The organism is Dactylosporangium sp. NPDC048998, from assembly GCF_043197855.1.
Taxonomy (GTDB): Bacteria; Actinomycetota; Actinomycetes; order Mycobacteriales; family Micromonosporaceae; genus Dactylosporangium.
Genome location: NZ_JBICTV010000001.1, coordinates 741,494 through 761,496, shown reverse-complemented (window position 1 = coordinate 761,496; position 20,003 = coordinate 741,494). Strand labels below are relative to the sequence as shown.

Here is a 20,003-nt window from a genome sequence, read left to right as displayed (position 1 = left end):
GGCCCCGAGGCGTCGATCTCAGTATGGTGAACGGCGTGGAGTACGGACGCGTGCGGCTGCGGGCTGCCGGGATCTCGAAACGGTACGGGCGCAGTAGCGTGCTGCGGGGCGTCGACCTCACGGTCCACGCGGGGCAGGTCGCGGCGATCGTCGGGGCGAACGGCGCCGGCAAGTCCACGTTCCTGAAGATCTGCGCCGGCCTGACCAGCCCCGACGAGGGAACGGTCACCGTCGGCGGCACGGTCGGATACTGCCCGCAGCAGGCCGGCCTGTTCCAGTTCCTGCGCCCGGACGAGCACTTCGAGCTCTTCGGGGCCGGCCGGGGCGCGGGACGGGCGGCGTCGCGGCGCGCCGGCCGGCGCATGGCGCGCCAGCTGTCCTGGGACGCGAGCGCGCCGACGACGGCCCGGCACCTGTCGGGCGGCACCCAGCAGAAGCTCAACCTGGTGCTGTCCGCGCTCGGCGACCCCGACCTGATCCTGCTCGACGAGCCGTACCAGGGCTTCGACCGCGGCTCGTACACCGACTTCTGGGAATGGGTCTTCCGCTGGCGGGCCGAGGGGCGCGCGGTCGTCGTCGTGACCCACATGCTCAACGTCCTCGACCGCGTCGACACCGTGCTCGACCTCACCCCGGTGGCGGTGTGAGGTGCGCCGGACGCTGATCGTCGCCGAGATGGTGGCCCGCGACCTGCTGCGCCGCCGCGCCGCCCTGGCCCTGCTGGCCCTCGTGCCGCTCGCCTTCTACCTCGCCCGGCACGACGACAAGGTGGGCCAGTCGATCCGCTTCGCGAGCCTCGGGCTGGCCTTCGCGGTGTGCACCCTGGCGCTGTTCTCCAGCACCGCGGCGAAGGGCGCCGAGCCGCGCCTGCGCATCGGCGGCTACCGGCCGTGGCAGCTCTACACCGGCCGCCTCACCGCGCTGCTCGGCATCGGCCTCGCGCTCGGCGCCGTCTACTGGGGCATCATCGTCGCCGACCAGGAGCTGCGCCGGCCCGCCGCGGTCGCGCTGATGCTGGCGATGACGGTCGTGGTCGCCGCGCCGCTGGGGCTGCTCATCGGCGCGCTCGTGCCGCGCGACCTGGAGGGCGCGCTGCTGCTGATCACGCTGATCGGCCTGCAGTTCCTGATGGACCCGGCGAAGAGCTCGGCGCGGCTGCTGCCGCTGTGGTCCAACCGGGAGCTGGGCACGTACGCGGTCGACGTCACCGACGCCGGGTACCTGCAGCGGGGCCTGGTGCACGGCGCGGGCTGCGCGCTGCTGCTGGTCGGGCTGACGGCGGCGCTGACGTCGCTACGCCTGCGCCGTCGCCGGCACATGCGGCTCAGCTCGGCGGCTTGACCAGCAGCGGCGTGAGCGCCGCGGGTCCACGGCGACCGCATGGGCGGGTATGCCGACCCGGGTTCAGAGCGTGTGGCTGATGCCCTCGGCGCCGAAGCGGGCGCGCAGCCCCTCCTTGGTCGCGTTGGCGCACACCACCACCGAGGCGCCCGCGGACAGCGGCGCGAGCAGCCACTTGACCGGGTGGTCGTCCTCGGCGGCGTCGACCAGCAGCCGGTCCCCCGCCCGCAGCCCGAGCCGCTCCGCGATGCCGGCGGCGATGGTGCCCCACTGCCCGTAGCTGGTCCCGTCGACGCTGGCCGCATCGGTACCTCGGGTGCGCCCGTACGCCGGCACGTGCGGCGAGTACGCGGCGAGCTCGGCGCGGAAGTCGCGGTACCCCTCGGGCGGGCTGCCGGCGAAGAACGCGAACCGATGGGTGGCCGCGGGGACGTCCTCCAGCCACGAGCCGATCCGGTCGGCGGCGACGAAGATCGCGTCGAACGGCCCGTCGCCGCCGGGCTCGAGCACGGGCAGCCCGGCGGTCGCCCGGCCGCGGAACGACAGCGCGATCCCGGCGGACCAGGCGCCCAGCACCGCCGCGGCGGTGAGCCAGTGCGGCGGGAGCAGCACCGCGGCCCGGCCGCCGACGCCGAGGCCGCAGCCCTCGCGCAGCAGCCCGGCGGCGCGGGCGGCCCATCCGCCGAGCTCGGTCGCGGACAGCTCGGTGCGCTCGCCGGTTGCGTCGTCGCAGTAGGTGAGCAGGGGCGCCTCGACGCCGGCGGGCGCCGCCGCCCGCTGGAGCACCGGGTTCTCGGTCATGCGGGCCAGCCTATGCGTCACCGCATGCGCACCGCCGCCGCCGAGGCCGGCCGGCGTGCCGCAGCCGGCCACCCCGGCCAGCAGCGTGCAGGCCAGCACGAGACCCGCGCCGATGCGCCGTTTCACGCCCGCCACATCGGCACGCCGCCCCGCCACCTGAGCGCCGTTTCTCTTGGCGCGGGCGTCCGCGCTATCCGAGGAGGCGCTCGACCGCGGCGGCGAAGCGGTCGGCCGAGCCCGGGGCGTGCGCGAAGAACAGCGAGGGCTCGGTCAGCTCAACCTCGATCACGACCGGGCCGTCCGGCGAGGGCAGCAGGTCGACGCGCGCGTACAGCAGCTCGCCCGCCGGCACCGGCAGCGCCTCGAGCACGCGCGCGCCGAGCGCGAGCTCCTGCGCCGACGGGGTGCGCGGCGAGATCTCCTCGTTCTGGTACAGCATGTCCGCGCCCACGTACGGGCCGGTGAGGATGGCGCCCTTGCGAATCGCGTGGCTGAAGACGCCGGCGAAGTAGAGCAGCGCGGTCTCCCCCGCCGTGTCGACGTCGCCGAGGTACGGCTGGATCATCACCAGGCGGCCTTCGCCCTGCAGGCGCCGCACGTGCGCGACGGCGAGGTCGGCCTGGGTGACCGGGTCGTACCGGCCGGTGTCGATGCTGCCACCGCTGACCGCGGGCTTGATGACGATCTCGCGCTCGCCCTCGGGCTTCCACTCGTCGCCGGGGTGAACCCAGGCGGTCGGCACGATCGGGACGCCGGCGGTGGACAGGTCGAGCAGGTAGCGCTTGTCGGTGTTCCACTCGATCACCGCGGCCGGGTTGGCCAGCCGGGGCACCGAGGCGGACCAGGCCACGAACTCGTCGCGCCGCTTGGCGTAGTCCCAGGTGTTGCGCACGACGGCGAGGTCGTATGCGGCCCAGTCGGCGACGGCGGTCCAGGCGACGGGCTCGGCGCTGATCCCGCGCGCGGCGAGGGCGGGGATGAGTGCTCGGTCGTCCTCGTCGAGGTCGGGCAGGTCGGCGCAGGTGACGAGTGCGACCCGGGCGGCGGCCCGGGTCGCGGCCGAAACGGAGGTCATGCTCTGACGATCTTGGTTCACCCGGCGAAGATACCCACGGAGGGCGGGCTCGGCGCTATCGGGAGAGCGTGCGACGCCCCATGGAGCGCCACAGGTCGTTGCTGGGCCGCATCTGCTCCAGCAGCTCGCGCTCCCAGGCGTTCTCGATCGTGACCCCGGCCTGCGCGCAGGCGGAGCGCGCCACGTCCGTGCCCTCGGCGAACTGGTCGCCCCAGACGCCGTCCTCTCCGACGAGCACGATGCGAGCACCGCGCCGGCCGACGTACTCGATGACCGCCTTGGCGCCGCCATGGTCCTCCGCGAAGGACTTGATGCCGGTGATCAAGCTACCCGGCACCGGGCGGCTCAGGGTCATCGTCGTATCGGAACCATCTGCCATGAGCGCCACATTAGAGGGACTTAAGGCGAACCGCGGGTGTACTGCGCGCCCGTTGTGATCGTTGTTACCAACAGGTTTACTCGGCCCACTAGCGATTCGCCCGACCATGTCGGCAAATATCCGGATTTTCCTCACGGCGCGCTGCGGCGGAAAGCGAGAGATCTCTCACGTCTCGTGCACTGGGACAAACTCGGCAGAAAATTCGGGCGTTTCCGGTTTAAGTTTCGCTTAGAGTCCCATTTCGCGCGCGGTTCGGGCCATCGGCACTTGCCGCGGCGCGACGGCCGGCGGTCACTGGATCAGCGCGTCGACCGCCACCGCGACGAACAGCAGCGTCAGGTACGTCACCGACCAGTGGAACAGCCGCATCGGCTTGAGCGGCTCCTCGCGCCGGGCCCGGCCGTACAGCCGGTGCGCCTCGACGAGCAGCAGCGCGCCGACGACGACCGCGACGACGCCGTACACCGGGGTCATCCCCAGCGGCCAGAGCGCGACGGAGGCGGCGACGGTGAGCCAGCTGTACACCACCGTCTCGAGGCCGACCCGGCGCATGCTCGCCACCACGGGCAGCATCGGGATGCCGGCCCGCGCGTAGTCGGCCTTGAACTTGATGGCCAGCGCGTAGAAGTGCGGCGGCTGCCACAGGAACACGACCGCGAAGAGCACCCACGCCTGCCACGACAGCCCGCCGGTGACCGCCGCCCAGCCGATGAGCACCGGCGCCGCGCCGCAGGCGCCGCCCCAGACGGTGTTCTGCCAGGTGGTCCGCTTGAGCCACAGCGTGTAGACGAGGTCGTAGTACGCGATCGCGCCGACGGTGAGCAGCGTGGCGAGCAGGTTGGTGAACGTCGCCATGACCACCGTGGACACGACGGCGAGCGTCAGGCCGAAGATCAGCGCGCTGCGCGGTGAAACGGTGTGCGTGGCCAGCGGGCGCCGCGACGTGCGCTTCATCACCTGGTCGATGTCGCGGTCGATGTAGCAGTTCAGCGCGTTGGCCGCGCCGGCCGCCAGGGAGCCGCCGACGAGCACGATCAGGACCAGCCAGAGCGACGGCAGGCCGCGGTCGGCGAGGAACATCACCGGGACGGTGGTGATGAGCAGCAGCTCGATGATGCGCGGCTTGGTGAGGGAGACGTACGCCTTCACCACCGCGGCGAGGCCGGCGCGCCGGCCGGCCGCGCTCGCCTGCTGTGCCCGGGCCAGGGCTGCCGCCGACGTGGGACGGACCGGCTCGGACGCGCGCTTATCAACGACTCCATGGTCGACGAGCTGCGTCACGTCTGGGTTGCCACCTTCCGGCGTCGGCCGCGCCCGCTTCCCGTCGGCCTGGCCTGGCGACAGGCCTCGCGACCGGCGGGATTTCGTGTGCGGCGGAGAAAGGGTCCCACCGAGATCGGCGGTCCCCTCCTGTTGGCACGCATCGTAGAACAGGATCGGCGCAGGTCGGACGGCGCCCCCGGCGCATGTGCGGGCGCGGGGTGGCGCGGCTCACGGCGTACCGAATCCGGTGAATCTTTGGAAGACGGCGTCCGTCGATTTCGCGCAGGGCTGAACCGATCCAGGTCCGAAGCCGTCATCCTCGTCGCTGCTCATCGGGGCGGTCGGGCCCGATGCGCCCATCGACTACGGTTGCCGCAGGCAGCGTCGCCGATGTCCGAAACATGGTCGACTGAGCGTGGGGCCACCCGATCGTGGGTAGGGTCGACCTGATAACCCTACGAGGAAAACAAGCAACCTCGCCGTTCGACAGGAGCAGCACCGCCGTGAGCGATGAAGAGGTCAAGGGTCCCGAGTTGTCCTGGTCCGACGTCGACCGGCGTGCGGTCGACACGGTCCGGGTGCTGGCGATGGACGCCGTCGAGAAGGCCGGCAACGGCCACCCCGGCACCGCGATGAGCCTGGCACCGGCCGCCTACCTTCTGTTCCAGAAGGTGATGAGGCACGATCCGACCGACCCCGGCTGGCTCGGCCGCGACCGCTTCGTGCTCTCCTGCGGTCACTCGAGCCTGACGCTGTACATCCAGTTGTACCTGGCCGGCTACGGGCTGAGCCTGGACGACCTGAAGTCGCTGCGGCAGTGGGGCTCGCTCACCCCGGGCCACCCCGAGCACGGCCACACCGCCGGCGTGGAGACCACCACCGGCCCGCTGGGCCAGGGCATCGGCAACGCGGTCGGCATGGCGATGGCGGCCCGCCGCGAGCGCGGCCTGTTCGACCCGGAGCCCGCGCCCGGTGAGAGCCTGTTCGACCACCACGTCTACGTGCTGTGCTCCGACGGCGACATCGAGGAGGGCATCAGCCACGAGGTCAGCGCGCTCGCCGGGCACCAGAAGCTGGGCAACCTCGTCGTGATCTACGACGACAACGAGATCTCGATCGAGGACGACACCAGGGTCGCCAAGAGCGAGGACGTGGCCAAGCGTTACGAGGCGTACGGCTTCCACGTGCAGGTCGTGGACTGGCGCAAGGGCCACGACGCGGGCGACGGCCTGTACGCCGAGGACGTCCACGCGCTGTGGGACGCGATCCAGGCGGCGAAGGCCGTCACCGACAAGCCGTCGTTCATCGCGCTGCGCACGATCATCGGCTGGCCGGCACCGAAGAAGCAGAACACCGGCAAGATCCACGGTTCGGCGCTGGGCGCCGACGAGGTCGCGGCGACCAAGCAGGTCCTCGGCTTCGACCCGGAGCAGTCGTTCGAGGTCGCCGAGGAGGTGCTCGCGCACACCCGCGCGACCATCGAGCGTGGCCGGGCCCTCCACGAGGAGTGGGAGAAGGGCTTCGCGCAGTGGCGGTCCACCGCCGCCGACCGCGCCGAACTGCTGGACCGGCTCCTGACCGGCGCCCTGCCGGAGCGCTGGGAGAAGGCGCTGCCGGAGTTCCCGCCGAGCGAGAAGGGCGTCTCGACCCGGAAGGCATCCGGTGACACGCTGGGCGCGCTCGCCCCGGTGCTGCCGGAGCTGTGGGGCGGCTCGGCCGACCTGGCGGAGAGCAACAACACCACGATGGAGGGCGAGCCGTCGTTCCTGCCGGCCGAGCACGCCACCAAGGCCTTCCCCGGCGACGAGTACGGCCGCACCCTGCACTTCGGCATCCGCGAGCACGGCATGGGCGCGATCCTCAACGGGATCAAGCTGCACGGCCCGACCCGGCCGTACGGCGGCACGTTCCTCGTCTTCTCCGACTACATGCGCCCGGCGGTGCGTCTCGCCGCGCTGATGAAGCTGCCGGTCGTCTACGTGTGGACGCACGACTCGATCGGCCTGGGCGAGGACGGCCCGACGCACCAGCCGATCGAGCACCTCACGGCGCTGCGGGCGATCCCGGGCCTGGCGGTGGTGCGCCCCGGCGACGCCAACGAGACCGCGCAGGCGTGGAAGGCGGCGCTGGACCGCCCGGACCAGCCGGTGGCCCTCGCGCTCTCCCGGCAGAACCTGCCGGTGCTGGACCGGACCGTGTACGCGTCGGCCGAGAACGTCGCCAAGGGCGGCTACATCCTCAAGGACGCCACCGACGGCCAGCCGAAGGTGATCATCGTCGCCACGGGCTCCGAGGTGCAGCTCGCCGTCAAGGCGCAGGAGCGGCTCGAGGCCGACGGCACCCCGACGCGGGTGGTGTCGATGCCGTGCCAGGAGTGGTTCGAGGAGCAGGACGCGGCGTACCGCCAGCAGGTCCTGCCGACCGGCGTCAAGGCGCGCGTCAGCGTCGAGGCTGGCATCGCGATGTCCTGGCACAAGCTGCTCGGCGACTGCGGCGTGCCCGTGAGCATCGAGCACTACGGCGCGAGCGCCCCCCACACGGTGCTGTTCGAGCAGTTCGGCTTCACCGTCGACAAGGTCGTCGCGGCCGCCCACGCCTCCCTGGCCAAGGCTGGCGAGATCACCGGCAACACCACCGGCAACTGACAACCAAGGAGACCCGCGATGAGTTCCGATCGGCTGGCCGAGCTCGCCGCCGCTGGTGTGGCGATCTGGCTCGACGACCTCTCCCGGCAGCGGCTGAACACCGGCGGGCTGGACAAGCTCCGCCGCGAGCAGCACGTCGTCGGCGTGACCACCAACCCGACGATCTTCGCCAAGGCGGTCACGGCCGCCGAGGACTACGCCGACCAGGTCCGCGAGCTGGCCCTGCGCCAGACGGCCGTCGGCGAGGCGATGCGCTCGATCATGGGCTACGACGTGCGCTGGGCGTGCGACGTCATGAAGCCGGCCGCCGACGCCAGCAAGGGCATCGACGGCCGCGTGTCGATCGAGGTCGACCCGACGCTGGCGAACGACACCGCCCGCACCCTCGCCGAGGCGAAGGCGCTGTGGTGGCTCGTCGACCGCGACAACCTGTTCATCAAGATCCCGGCGACGAAGCAGGGCCTGCCGGCGATCACCGCGACGCTCGCGGAGGGCATCAGCGTCAACGTGACGCTGATCTTCTCGCTCGAGCGCTACGAGGCGGTGATCGACGCCTTCTTCGCCGGCCTGGAGCAGGCCAAGGCCAACGGGCACGACCTGTCCAAGATCGGGTCGGTGGCGTCGTTCTTCGTCTCGCGCGTCGACACGGAGTACGACAAGCGCCTCGACAAGATCGGCACGGACGAGGCCAAGGCCCTGAAGGGCAAGGCGGCCATCGCCAACGCGAAGCTCGCCTACAAGCTCTACGAGGAGAAGTTCTCCTCGCCCCGCTGGCAGGCGCTGGCCGACGCGGGCGCACACCCGCAGCGGCCGCTGTGGGCCTCGACCTCGACGAAGAACCCCGAGTACCGCGACGTGATCTACGTCGAGGAGCTCGTCGCCCCCGGCACGGTCAACACCATGCCGGAGCCGGTGATCCACGCGTTCGCCGACCACGGCGAGGTGCGCCTGGACGCGGTCACCGGCGGATACGCCGAGGCCCAGCAGGTCATGGACGCGCTGGCCGCCCTCGGCATCGACTACAACGACGTCGTCGAGGTGCTCGAGCGCGAGGGCGTCGAGAAGTTCGGCGTCTCGGGCAAGGAGATGATCGAGACGGTGCAGAAGGCGATCGACTCGGCGTCCGCGTCCTGATCCGCCCGCAGGCCTGAGGTTTCACGGGTTGTCGAGGCGCCCGCCACGCGCGGGCGCCAAGATTGGTGACGTACAGGGGGTGTGCGGGTGTCTGACTTGCTCGACGACGTCGTGGCGGCGGCCGGACTGACGGTGTTCGGCGCCGCCCCGGCGGCGGGTCCGGTCGGCGCCGGCCCCCCGCTCACCGGCCGGCTGCCGGATGCCGCGCTCGCGGCCCGCATCGACGCCCTGCGCGCCGAGCTGCGTGCGCAGGGCCTGGACACCGTCGTGCTGTGCGCGACCGGCGCCGCGGCGGCCGCCGCCGCGGCGATCGCCCGCACCCTCGGCCTGCGGCTGACGGTGCTCGACGCCGCCGACCCGCACCGGGCGCGCTCGGCGTTGGCCGACCGCCTGGATCGGACGGTGGTGGTGCTCGCCGCCGCCTCCGGCCCGGCGGTGGAGACGGACGCCTACCGCCGGGCGTACCTGCAGGCGTTCGAGGATGCCGGCCTGCACGACGTGGGCCGGCGTTTCGTCGTGGTGACCGCGCCGGGCTCGCCCCTGGAGACGCTCGCCCGCGAGACCGGCGCCGAGCTCTTCCGCACCGGCGACGCGCCGGAGTCGGCCCTGAGCGCGTATGCGCTGGTCGCGGCCGGCCTGGCCGGCGCCGACACAGCCACGCTGCTCGCCGAGGCCGCCGCGCTGCTGACCCCTCCCCCGGCCGTGCACGCCGCCGCGGGCTTCGCGATGGCCCCGCCGGCCCGGCAGGCCGAGCAAGGCGCCACCGCCCGCCCCGAGCCCCACCCCGAGGACGGCGCCCGCGCGCCCGGGATCGCCCTCGGCGACGCGATCGCCGCGGCCGCGCACGAGGGGCGGGACAAGCTCGCCGTCGCGCCGGACGGGACCGGCATCGACGGGCTCGGCGAGTGGATCGAGCGGCTGTTCGCGGTGCTCGCGCCCCGGGTGGTACCGGTGCCGCTGGAGAATCCCTCGTCCTGGGGGCACGAGGGCCCCGATGTGCTCAGCGTGACGGTCGGCGGCGCGCTCGGCATGGGGCTCATGCCCGGCGGCGGCATCGCACCCGACCTGTCCGTCAACGGCCCGCTCGGCGCCCAGCTGCTCGCCTGGGAACAGGCCGCCCGGGTGTCCGGCGCGCGCCCCCAGACCGGCGCTGAGACCGGCCGTGTGCCCGGTCCCGGGCACGACGACGAGCGCACGCTGGGCATCCTCGAGGCCGGGCCGCCGGCGGAGACGCCCGCCCTGGTCGAGGGGGCCGTCGAGGTGTACGGCGAGACGAGCGCCACGACCCTGATCGGCGCGATCGACGCCCTCGTACACGGCGTGCCGGCGGGCGGCCACGTGGCCGTCGCCGCCTACCTCGACCGGGACGGCGACGCCGCGGCAGCCGGCGTGCGCGACGCCCTCGCCGGGCGGGTCGCGCGCGCCGTGACGTTCGGCTGGGGGTCACTCGCGCCGCGGCCCGGGCTCGGCGCCATCCTGCAGATCACCGGCGCGGTGACCGCCGACGTGCGGGTGCCCGGCCGGCCGTACACGTTCGGCGAGTTGCAGGCCGCGCGGGCCGCTGGCGGCCGCGGGGCGGTACCGCTGCTGCGACTGCATCTGACCGACCGGGCAACCGGTATCGAACAACTGTTGGCCGCCCTCGGAGGGTGAGAACTGATGACCAATCCGCTGCGGGACCCGCAGGACCGGCGACTGCCTCGGATTCCCGAGCCGTGTGCGCTGGTCATCTTCGGCGTCACCGGTGACCTGGCCCGCAAGAAGCTCATCCCGGCCGTCTACGACCTGGCCAACCGGGGTCTGCTGCCGCCCAGCTTCGCCGTGCTCGGGTTCGCCCGTCGCGACTGGGGTGACGGGGACTTCGAGGACCTGGCCCGCAAGGCGGCCCAGAACGGCGCCCGCACGACGTGGCGGGAGGAGGTGTGGTCCCGGCTGGCCGCCAACATCAAGTTCGTGCCCGGCTCGTTCGAGGACGACGCCGCCTTCGACCACCTGGCGCAGACGCTCATCGACCTGGACGACGAGGCCGGCATCCGCGGCAACGCCGCGTTCTACCTGTCGATCCCGCCGTCGGCCTTCCCGGTCGTGCTCAAGCAGCTGGAGCGGACCGGCATGGCGGACAACGCGAAGTCCGGCGGCTGGCGCCGGGTCGTGGTGGAGAAGCCGTTCGGGTACGACCTGTCCTCCGCCCGCCAGCTCAACGACCTCGTCGACGACGCGTTCACCGCGCAGGACGTGTTCCGCATCGACCACTACCTGGGCAAGGAGACCGTCCAGAACATCATGGCGCTGCGGTTCGCCAACAACCTGTTCGAGCCGGTGTGGAACTCCAACTACGTCGACTCGGTGCAGATCACGATGGCCGAGGACGTCGGCATCGGCACGCGCGCCGGCTTCTACGACACGGTGGGCACCGCCCGTGACGTGCTGCAGAACCACCTGCTGCAGCTGCTCGCCCTGGTGGCGATGGAGGAGCCGACGGCCTTCGACGCCGACGCGATCCGCACCGAGAAGCTCAAGGTCCTCAACGCCATCAAGGTGCCGGCGGACGTGTTCACGCAGACGGTTCGCGGGCAGTACCTGACCGGCTGGGTGGCCGGGGAGCGCGTGCCGGGGTACCTGGAGGAAAAGGACGTCCCGGCGGACTCCAAGACGGAGACGTACGTCGCGGTGCAGCTGGGCATCCAGAACCGCCGCTGGGCCGGGGTACCGTTCTACATCCGGGCCGGCAAGCGCCTGCCGCGGCGGGTCACCGAGCTCGCGGTGCTGTTCAAGAAGGCGCCGCACCTGCCGTTCCACGAGGCGGACGTGGAGATGCTCGGCAACAACCAGCTGGTCATCCGGGTCCAGCCCGACGAGGGCGTGATGCTGAAGTTCGGCTCGAAGGTGCCGGGCACCACGATGGAGGTCCGCGACATTGCGATGGACTTCCAGTACGGCGAGGCGTTCACCGACGCGAGCCCTGAGGCGTACGAGCGGCTCATCCTCGACGTGCTCATCGGCGACAAGACGCTGTTCCCCGACTCGGCCGAGGTCGAGGCGAGCTGGAATGTGATCGACCCGCTGGAGGCGGCGTGGGCGGGCTCGACCCCCGAGCCGTACCGCGCGGGCGAGTGGGGTCCCCGGGCCGCCGACGAGATGCTGGCCCGCGAGGGCCGCGCCTGGCGCCGGGCCTGAACCGGACCGGCGTGGATCAGGCCTGAAGGGGAGACATAGACATGATCGGTTTGTGGGACACCACCGGCATCGAGGTCGTCAAGGCCCTCGCCAATGAGCGGCGCAGCGCCGGCGGGCTGACCAGCGGCCTGGCGCTGACGCTGATCGCGGTGGTCGACGAGCGGCAGGTCCGCGAGGCCGAGGCGGCCGCCACGATCGCCGCCTCCGCGCACCCGTGCCGGCTGCTCATCATCGTGCGCGCCGACGTGACCCAGCAGCGGTCGCGGCTCGACGCGGAGATCGTCGTCGGCGGGCGCCTGGGCCCGTGCGAGGCGGTCGTGATGCGCATGCAGGGCCGCCTGGCGCTGCACGCCGAGTCGGTCGTGATGCCGCTGCTCGCCCCGGACGTGCCGGTGGTGACGTGGTGGCAGTGCACGCCGCCGGATCGCATCGCGTACGACCCGCTCGGCGTCGTCGCCGACCGGCGCATCACCGACAGCGCCCAGGCGGACGACCCGGTCGCCGCGCTGCAGGTGCGTTCGGACGACTACGTGCCCGGCGACACCGACCTCGCCTGGTCACGGATCACCCCGTGGCGCACCCTGCTGGCCGGGGCGTTCGACGCCAACCGGGTCGGCGTGCGGTCCGCGACGATCGTGGCACCGGAGCACGACCCGACGGCGCTGCTCATGGGCGGCTGGCTGGAGGCGCGCCTCGGCGTCCACCCGGAGCGCCGCACCGGCTCGAGCAGGATCATGGAGGCGGTCGCGCTCGAGCTCGAGGACGGCAGCGCCATGAGCCTGGTCCGCGACCTCAACGCGGGCGTCGCCCGGCTGCAATGCACCGGCCAGCCGGACCGGATCCTGCCGCTGACCCGCCGGCCGCTCGGCGACGAGCTCGCCGAGGAGCTGCGCCGGCTCGACCCGGACCAGCCCTACGCGGCGGCCCTGGCCGCGGCGACCGGCAAGCGCAAGCTCGACGAGCGCACCGCGCCCCGGGTGCACATCTGGAAGGACCCGGCCCTCGCGGAGCGGCCCGAGCCGGCCGCCACCCCGCTCCAGGAGGCGGTGGCATCATGACCCAGAGCAAGGTAGTAGTCCACACCGAGCCGAAGCTGCTCGCCGAGGCCGCCGCCGCGCGCCTCATCGTCCGGCTCACGGACGCGCAGGCCGAGCGGGGCGAGGCCACGCTCGTGCTCACCGGCGGACGCATCGCGGCGCAGATCTACCAGGCGGTCCGGGAGTCCCCGGCGCGCGACGCGGTGGACTGGTCGCGGGTGAACTTCTGGTGGGGCGACGAGCGCTTCCTGCCCTCCGGCGACCCGGAGCGCAACGAGACGCAGGCCCACGCGGCGCTGCTCGACGCGCTGAAGCTCGACCCGTCCCGGGTACACCCGATGCCGCCCTCGGACGGCCCGGACGGCGACGACGCCGAGGCGGCGGCCGCCCGCTACGCCACGGCGCTGGCCGAGGCGGCCCGCCCCGGGCACGCGGAGCTGCCGACCTTCGACGTGGTACTGCTCGGCGTCGGCGAGGACGGCCACGTGGCCTCGGTGTTCCCGGAGCACCCGGTGACGCTGGAGACGCGGCCGGTCTCGGCGGTGCGGGGCAGCCCGAAGCCGCCGCCGGTGCGCGTCACGCTCACCCTGCCCGCGATCAACACGGCCCAGGAGATCTGGCTGATCGCGTCCGGCGCGGGCAAGGCGAGCGCGGTGGGCCTGGCGCTCGCCCCGGCGGGCCCGCGACAGATCCCGGCGGCGGGCGTGCACGGCCGGGAGCTCACGCTGTGGCTGCTCGACTCGGCCGCGGCCCACGAGCTACCACCAAAGTTCCGCAGCCTGATCTGAGTCACCCAGCGCTCTGGGGCCCCGCCGCGCGGGCCCCCAGAGCGCCACGGCCCCTGACCAAAGCGCACGGAGAAACCACCCTGGCGTCCCCCGCGCCACAAGCGCCACAGGCGCCGCAGGAAACGACAGGTGACGCAGGGGCGCACAGCGCACGCAAAAGTGCCCGCGGAGCGGGCATGGGGGGTCCGGGGTGGGAACCTCCCGGCCGCGCCCGCGCGAAGCCCGCGCCAGGCTAGGAATCGGCCTGGCGTCCCCCGCGCCGCAGGCGCCGGCAGGAGAGGGTGAGGCGACGCAGGGGCGCACAGCGCACGCAAAAGTGCCCGCGAAGCGGGCATGGGGGGTCCGGGGTGGGAACCCCCCGGGCAGCGCCCGCGCGAAGCGCGCGCCAAGCTAGAAATCACCCCGGCGTCCCCCGCGCCGCAGGAGACAGCGAGGGACGCAGGGGCGCGCAGCGCAGGAAGAGGTGCCCGCGAAGCGGGCATGGGGGGTCCGGGGTGGGAACCCCCCGGGCAGCGCCCGCGCGAAGCGCGCGCCAGGCTAGAAACAGCTAAGACCTGCGCTGGCGCATCCGGGCGAGCGCCTCCTGCAGGATGGCCTCGCCGTCGGCGTCGCTGCGGCGTTCCTTGACGTAGGCCAGGTGGGTCTTGTACGGCTCGGCCTTCGGTCGCTCGGGCGGGGCCTGCTCGTCCTGCCCGGCCGGGAGGCCGCACCTCGGGCAGTCCCAGGTGACCGGGGGCGTGATCTCGGCGGCGAACGCCGGCTCAGTCACGTGCCCGTTGGCGCACCAGTAGGTGACGCTGCGGCGGGGGGCCTGGTCACCTCGCTCGGCCCAGCGCATGGGGCCGGAGCCGACTCGTGTTCCGCGAATGGCATTGCCAGCTGCCACGGCTGCTCGCTCCTGTTCGTCGGGGGGTACGACGTCGTGCGGAGTGCAGGAGTGTGGGCGAAAACACCTGCGCGCGGCCCGAATCTTCTCGGACCGCGCGCACGAGTCTAGAACCACCCGATGTGCTCAGGCACCACCGTTCTCGACAATTTTCAGCCAGAGGCCGAGGCCGACGATGCAGGCGAACCAGATGATGCCCACCAGCAGCGTGTAACGGTCGAGGTTCTTCTCGGCGACCGACGAGCCCGCGAGGCTCGAGGACACGCCGCCGCCGAACATGCTCGACATGCCGCCGCCCTTGCCGCGGTGCAGCAGCACGAGGAGGGTCAGCAGCACGCTGGTGATGACCAGCAGCACGATCAGGGTGTAGGCGAACGCCGTCATGGCGCGGTCGTCCTCTCGGTGGGCGGTTCTGGGTGCGATGTCTGCAGGGCAGCTTACTAGGCGAGTCCGAGCGCGCACAGGTCGGGCTGTCCGAACTGTGGGTGGATGAACCCGCCACGGATGTTCGTGCCGGCCATGCGAAGCGACTTCATGTACACGATCGGGATCGCCACGGCCTGCTCGGCGATCTTCTGGTCCAGTTCGCCCCACAGCCGGTACTGCCGCTCCGGCACCGACTCGGCCAGCGCCGCGGAGATCGCCTCGTTGATGTCGGGGTCGTTGAGCAGCCCGTAGTTCTGGTTGTTCGTGGCGTTGGCCTTGGTCGGGATGAGCCGGCCGTCGAACAGCGGCGGGATGACCGCGGAGCCGTTCGCCCAGTCCGGGATCCAGCCCGACCACAGCAGGTCGTTGGTGTTGGCCGGGTTACCGATGACGTCGAAGTACGTCTCCGGGTCGATCCCGTTGAGCTTCAGCTGGATGCCGATCTGCTGGTACGTCTCCACGATCGTGGTCGCCAGCCGCCGGATGTCCTTCAGGTCCGGGATCGCCATCGTCAGGGTGGTGGCGCAGGGCTTGCCGTTCTTCCTCTGGTCGTCCATGAGCTTGATGGCCACGTCGGGCTTGCCCTCGACGTTGTTGGTGCTGTCGTAGACGTCGAAGTCCTTGTGGGCCTTGAGCTGCGGCGCGATCATCGTGTTCGCGTAGTCGCCGTAGACGGACCCGCCGGCGGCGGCGCGAAACTTACGCTTGTCGAAGGCGTACACCAGGGCCTGGCGGCAGGCCAGGTCGGGGATGCGCTTGCTGTTGACCGCCAGGTAGCGGATGCCGCCGTAGCTGCCCTGCACCGCCCGGGCGGACAGGTCCGGGTCGTTGACGACCTGCTGGACGAAGTTGGGCGCGACGTTCTTGTCCAGGTCGATCGTGTCGGCGTAGTCGCCGTCGCTGGTGATCAGGTTGGACGTGACCGTCGGCAGGTCCCCGTTCGCCTCCATGACGATCTTGTCCGGGAAGGCCTTGCGGACGCTGTCGGTCTTGCGGTCCCAGTACGAGTTGCGCACGTAGACCAGGCGCTGGTCGGTGGTCTCCTGCAGCTTGTACGGGCCGCTGGAGAACGGGTGCTTGTCGTAGTCGTTCTTGGTGTCCTGCTTCGCCGGCACGGGCGCGAACATGGACATGGCCACGGTGTACCCGAAGTCGCCGATCGGCTGGTTGAGCACGAACCGGATGTTGCGGGTGTCCACGCACTGCACCGACGACAGGCCCTTGCCGCCGTTGTTGCCGCCGACGAACGGGCCGGCGTAGCCGTCGGTGTCGGCGAGGTAGGTCTTGGCGTACGGCTGGGCGACCGAGAACAGGCCGGAGAAGCTGCGCTCGACGCCGTACTTGATGTCGGCGCAGGTGATCGGCGTGCCGTCCTCCCAGCGCACGTCCTCCTTGAGCTGGAAGTCCCAGACCCGGTTGCCCTCGCTGGGCCGGCCGGCGTCGGTGGCGAGGTCACCGACGATCTCGCTGGAGGCCGCGCCCGGCTCGGACTTGAACGTGGTGAGCGTGCGGGAGAGGAGGCGGCTGGCGTTGGCCTCGGTGTTCGTGCCGACCCGCTGCGGGTCGAGGTGGGCAGGCAGGGCGGCGACCACGACGTGCAGGGTGCCGCCGGTGCGGGGCGGCTTGGGCTGGTTCTTGGCGTCCGCATCGCTGCACCCGGCGGTTGCGAGCAGCGCCAGTCCGGTGAGGGTCACGATGACGGCACGACGGCGGCTGTCGAACAACATGCTCGTCCTCACGGCGCGGCGAGCGGGCGGGTCACCCGTTCGTGGCGGGTGAACCACGCCCCGCTGGCTTGACGCCAGGTCAAGGGGTGGTGGACGGAGCCACTTTAGGCGGCATTCAGCCGCCGCGGTACAGGGGGTGGGGTGGCAAAACGAACGTCGCGCGGCCTGCGAGAGGCCGCGCGACGCTGGGTATTTCCGTGGCTACCGAGATCTACTTACCGAGACGGACAATCCTGACAAAGCCCTCGGCGTCGATGCTGGCGCCACCGACGAGCGCGCCGTCGATGTCGGGCTGCTCGATGATCGCCGCGACGTTGTCGTGCTTGACCGAGCCGCCGTAGAGGATGCGCACCCGGTCGGCGGTGCCGCCGGTGTACTTCTCGGCCAGCCGGGTGCGGATCGCCCCGATGACCTCCTGCGCGTCCTGCGGCGTCGCCACCTTGCCCGTGCCGATCGCCCAGACCGGCTCGTACGCGATGACGATCTTCTCGACCTCGTCGGTCTTGATCTTCTCGAGCGCGGCGTCGAGCTGTGCGAGCGTGTAGCCCACGTGCTCGCCGGCCTCGCGGACCTCCAGGCCCTCGCCCACGCACAGGATCGGCGCGATGCCGTTGGCCAGCGCCGCCTTTACCTTGGCGTTGACCAGGGCGTCGTCCTCGCGGTGGTACTGCCGGCGCTCCGAGTGCCCGACGACCACGTACTGGCAGCCGAGCTTGGCCAGCATGGCCCCGGAGACCTCGCCCGTGTAGGCGCCGGAGGCGTGCGCGGACAGGTCCTGCGCGCCGTAGCCGATGAGCAGCTTGTCGCCGTCGATGAGCGTCTGGACGCTGCGGATGTCGACGAACGGCGGGAGCACCACGGTCTCCACGTCGTTGAGCTGCTGCTCGGTGAGGGTGAAGGCCAGCTGCTGGACCAGCTTGATGGCCTCGAGGTGGTTGAGGTTCATCTTCCAGTTGCCGGCCATGAGCGGCCGGCGTCCGGTCTGTTCCGCCATCGGTCAGGCCTCCAGCGCCGCGATGCCCGGCAGGACCTTGCCCTCGAGGAACTCGAGGGAGGCGCCACCGCCGGTGGAGATGTGGCTGAAGCCGTCCTCGGGGATGCCCAGCGCCCGCACCGCCGCGGCCGAGTCGCCGCCGCCGACGACGGTGAAGCCGTCGACCTTGGTGATCGCCTCGGCGACGCCGCGGGTGCCGGCCTCGAACGGGCGCTTCTCGAACACGCCCATCGGGCCGTTCCAGAAGACCGTCCTGGCGCCGGCCAGGATGCCGGAGAACTCCGTGACGGTCTGCGGGCCGATGTCCAGGCCGAACTCGTCGGCCGGGATCTCGCCGATGCCGACCGTCTTGGTGGCCGCGTCGTCGCTGATCTCGGTCGCGGTGACGACGTCGACCGGCAGCACGATCTTGTCGCCGCCGCGCTGGAGCAGGTCCTTGCAGGTGTCGACCATCTCGTCCTGCAGCAGGCTCTTGCCGACCTCATGGCCCTGGGCCTTGAGGAAGGTGAAGCACATGCCGCCGCCGATGAGCAGCTTGTCGACCTTCGGCAGCAGCGCCTCGATGACGGCGAGCTTGTCGGAGACCTTCGAGCCGCCGAGGACGACCGCGTAGGGCCGCTCCGCCTCACCGGTCAGCTTGGAGAGCACCTCGAGCTCGCGGCACACCAGGTAGCCGGCGTAGCGGGGCAGCAGCGCGGCCACGTCGTAGACGCTGGCGTGCTTGCGGTGCACGGCGCCGAACGCGTCGTCGACGTACACGTCGCCGAACGCGGCCAGCTGCCGGGCGAACTCCTGGCGCTCGGCCTCGTCCTTGCTGGTCTCCCCCGCATTGAACCGCAGGTTTTCCAGCAGGGCCACGTCGCCGTCGCCGAGGCCGGCGACCGCGGCCTGCGCCGAATCGCCGACGGTGTCGGTGGCGAACGCGACCGGGCCGCCGAGCAGCTCACCCATCCGGCCGGCGACCGGCTTCAGGGTGTACTTCGGGTCGGGCGCGCCCTTCGGGCGGCCCAGGTGCGACACGACGGTGATCCGGGCGCCGCCTTGACGCAGCGCGTCGAGGGTCGGCAGGACGGCCCGGATGCGGCCGTCGTCGGTGATCTTCTCCCCGTCGAGCGGGACGTTGAGGTCGGCGCGCAGCAGCACGCGCCGACCCGCGACGCCCTCGCTCAGGAGGTCGTCGAGCGTCTTCACAGGCCGGTGCCGACCAGGGTGACGGCGTCGACGAGACGGTTGCTGTAGCCCCACTCGTTGTCGTACCAGCCGACGACCTTGACCTGGTTGCCGATGACCTTGGTCAGGCCCGAGTCGAAGATGCACGACGCCGGGTCGGTGACGATGTCGGTCGACACGATCGGGTCCTCGGTGTAGGTGAGGATGCCGGCCAGCGGGCCCTCGGCGGCGGCCTTGAGCGCGGCGTTGACCTCCTCGACGCTGGTGTCGCGCGAGACGGTCACGGTGAGGTCGGTCGCCGAGCCGGTCGGGACCGGCACGCGCAGGGCGTAGCCGTCCAGCTTGCCCTTGAGCTCCGGCAGGACCAGGCCGATCGCCTTGGCGGCGCCGGTCGAGGTCGGCACGATGTTCAGCGCGGCGGCGCGGGCGCGGCGCAGGTCCTTGTGCGGGGCGTCCTGCAGGTTCTGGTCCTGGGTGTAGGCGTGGATCGTGGTCATGAGGCCACGCTCGATGCCGAACGTGTCGTTGATGACCTTCGCCATCGGGGCCAGGCAGTTGGTGGTGCACGAAGCGTTGGAGATGATCGTGTGCTTCGCCGGGTCGTACTGGTGCTCGTTCACGCCGAAGACGATCGTCAGGTCCTCGTTCTTGGCCGGGGCCGAGATGATGACCTTCTTGGCGCCGCCCTCGACGTGGACCTTGGCCTTCTCCGCGTCGGTGAAGATGCCGGTCGACTCGATGACGACGTCGGCGCCGAGGTCGCCCCAGGGCAGCTTCGACGGGTCGCGCTCGGCGAGGGCCTTGAAGGTCTTGCCGTCGACGGTGATCTCGTCCGCGGTCGCCTTGACCTCCTTGCCCAGGCGGCCGAGGATGCTGTCGTACTTCAGCAGCTGCGCCAGCGTCGCGTTGTCGGTCAGGTCGTTGACGCCGACAACCTCGATGTCCGCGCCCTTCGCGAGGGCCGCACGGAAGAAGTTGCGGCCGATACGGCCGAAGCCGTTGATGCCAACCCGGATGGTCACTTCGACACATCTCCTCGTCTCGTCGCTACCCGGCGGTCTCCCTGAGCCGATGCCGGGCGCCAGATGAGTGTTATTGGCTCGCCCACCCTGGTCCCGCCGGTCCGGACCCCACCGAGATGCACAGGGGCCCGGCCGCGT

18 protein-coding genes are annotated in these 20,003 nt (G+C 71.7%); 8 read left to right on the top strand and 10 right to left on the bottom strand.

The genetic code is table 11. The features are described 5' to 3' along the window. Window positions 1-35 precede the first annotated feature (35 nt). Window positions 36-647, top strand: a complete 612-nt coding sequence (locus ACGFI8_RS03560; RefSeq protein ID WP_392799349.1) for an ATP-binding cassette domain-containing protein — start codon at window positions 36-38, stop codon at window positions 645-647. Window position 648: 1 nt separating this feature from the next. Then, on the top strand, window positions 649-1,341 hold the full coding sequence (locus ACGFI8_RS03555) for a hypothetical protein (RefSeq protein WP_392799346.1): 693 nt from the start codon (window positions 649-651) through the stop codon (window positions 1,339-1,341). Window positions 1,342-1,404: 63 nt separating this feature from the next. On the opposite strand, the gene ACGFI8_RS03550 is transcribed toward ACGFI8_RS03555, so the two are convergent. From ACGFI8_RS03550 to ACGFI8_RS03535, 4 genes are all read right to left on the bottom strand, one after another. Continuing rightward, the gene (locus tag ACGFI8_RS03550; protein WP_392799343.1) at window positions 1,405-2,268 is read right to left on the bottom strand and encodes a TIGR03089 family protein; all 864 of its coding nucleotides are present in this window, start codon (window positions 2,266-2,268) and stop codon (window positions 1,405-1,407) included. Between the two features lie 64 nt (window positions 2,269-2,332). Next, window positions 2,333-3,217 (bottom strand): RimK family alpha-L-glutamate ligase, encoded by an 885-nt coding sequence (locus tag ACGFI8_RS03545; protein ID WP_392799341.1) that lies wholly within the window; start codon window positions 3,215-3,217, stop codon window positions 2,333-2,335. A gap of 55 nt (window positions 3,218-3,272) precedes the next feature. Beyond that, complete coding sequence (locus ACGFI8_RS03540) at window positions 3,273-3,596, bottom strand: hypothetical protein (protein WP_392799340.1); 324 nt, start codon at window positions 3,594-3,596, stop codon at window positions 3,273-3,275. Window positions 3,597-3,887: 291 nt separating this feature from the next. Further along, complete coding sequence (locus ACGFI8_RS03535; RefSeq protein ID WP_392799664.1) at window positions 3,888-4,802, bottom strand: heme o synthase; 915 nt, start codon at window positions 4,800-4,802, stop codon at window positions 3,888-3,890. A gap of 560 nt (window positions 4,803-5,362) precedes the next feature. Here ACGFI8_RS03535 and tkt point away from each other — a divergent pair. The 6 genes from tkt to pgl all read left to right on the top strand — a co-directional run bounded on the left by tkt (window position 5,363) and on the right by pgl (window position 13,640). Continuing rightward, entirely contained in the window at window positions 5,363-7,504 is a 2,142-nt protein-coding gene (gene tkt, locus ACGFI8_RS03530; RefSeq protein WP_392799337.1) for a transketolase, read from the top strand. Between the two features lie 18 nt (window positions 7,505-7,522). Next, window positions 7,523-8,638: a transaldolase gene (gene tal, locus ACGFI8_RS03525; protein ID WP_392799334.1), complete on the top strand. Its 1,116-nt coding sequence runs from the start codon at window positions 7,523-7,525 to the stop codon at window positions 8,636-8,638. Between the two features lie 87 nt (window positions 8,639-8,725). Continuing rightward, window positions 8,726-10,291, top strand: coding sequence for a glucose-6-phosphate isomerase (locus ACGFI8_RS03520; protein ID WP_392799332.1), 1,566 nt, complete (start codon window positions 8,726-8,728; stop codon window positions 10,289-10,291). 6 nt (window positions 10,292-10,297) lie between these two features. Continuing rightward, window positions 10,298-11,815 (top strand): glucose-6-phosphate dehydrogenase, encoded by a 1,518-nt coding sequence (gene zwf, locus ACGFI8_RS03515; protein ID WP_392799329.1) that lies wholly within the window; start codon window positions 10,298-10,300, stop codon window positions 11,813-11,815. A 41-nt stretch (window positions 11,816-11,856) separates the two neighbouring features. Beyond that, complete coding sequence (locus ACGFI8_RS03510; protein WP_392799326.1) at window positions 11,857-12,873, top strand: glucose-6-phosphate dehydrogenase assembly protein OpcA; 1,017 nt, start codon at window positions 11,857-11,859, stop codon at window positions 12,871-12,873. Continuing rightward, window positions 12,870-13,640, top strand: coding sequence for a 6-phosphogluconolactonase (gene pgl / locus ACGFI8_RS03505; RefSeq protein ID WP_392799323.1), 771 nt, complete (start codon window positions 12,870-12,872; stop codon window positions 13,638-13,640). Before ACGFI8_RS03510 ends, pgl begins: the two co-directional genes overlap by 4 nt. A gap of 547 nt (window positions 13,641-14,187) precedes the next feature. Here pgl and ACGFI8_RS03500 read toward each other — a convergent pair. The 6 genes from ACGFI8_RS03500 to gap all read right to left on the bottom strand — a co-directional run bounded on the left by ACGFI8_RS03500 (window position 14,188) and on the right by gap (window position 19,865). After that, entirely contained in the window at window positions 14,188-14,526 is a 339-nt protein-coding gene (locus ACGFI8_RS03500; RefSeq protein ID WP_392799320.1) for an RNA polymerase-binding protein RbpA, read from the bottom strand. Window positions 14,527-14,652: 126 nt separating this feature from the next. Continuing rightward, window positions 14,653-14,910 carry a preprotein translocase subunit SecG gene (gene secG / locus ACGFI8_RS03495; RefSeq protein WP_392799317.1) on the bottom strand — a complete coding sequence of 86 codons (258 nt, stop codon included), beginning with the start codon at window positions 14,908-14,910 and terminating at the stop codon, window positions 14,653-14,655. A 56-nt stretch (window positions 14,911-14,966) separates the two neighbouring features. Beyond that, window positions 14,967-16,679 carry an ABC transporter substrate-binding protein gene (locus ACGFI8_RS03490; protein WP_392799314.1) on the bottom strand — a complete coding sequence of 571 codons (1,713 nt, stop codon included), beginning with the start codon at window positions 16,677-16,679 and terminating at the stop codon, window positions 14,967-14,969. Window positions 16,680-16,890: 211 nt separating this feature from the next. Next, window positions 16,891-17,673 carry a triose-phosphate isomerase gene (gene tpiA, locus ACGFI8_RS03485; RefSeq protein ID WP_392799312.1) on the bottom strand — a complete coding sequence of 261 codons (783 nt, stop codon included), beginning with the start codon at window positions 17,671-17,673 and terminating at the stop codon, window positions 16,891-16,893. Window positions 17,674-17,676: 3 nt separating this feature from the next. Continuing rightward, window positions 17,677-18,864, bottom strand: a complete 1,188-nt coding sequence (locus ACGFI8_RS03480) for a phosphoglycerate kinase (RefSeq protein WP_392799311.1) — start codon at window positions 18,862-18,864, stop codon at window positions 17,677-17,679. Then, window positions 18,861-19,865: a type I glyceraldehyde-3-phosphate dehydrogenase gene (gene gap / locus ACGFI8_RS03475; protein ID WP_392799308.1), complete on the bottom strand. Its 1,005-nt coding sequence runs from the start codon at window positions 19,863-19,865 to the stop codon at window positions 18,861-18,863. Before gap ends, ACGFI8_RS03480 begins: the two co-directional genes overlap by 4 nt. Window positions 19,866-20,003: the final 138 nt, after the last annotated feature.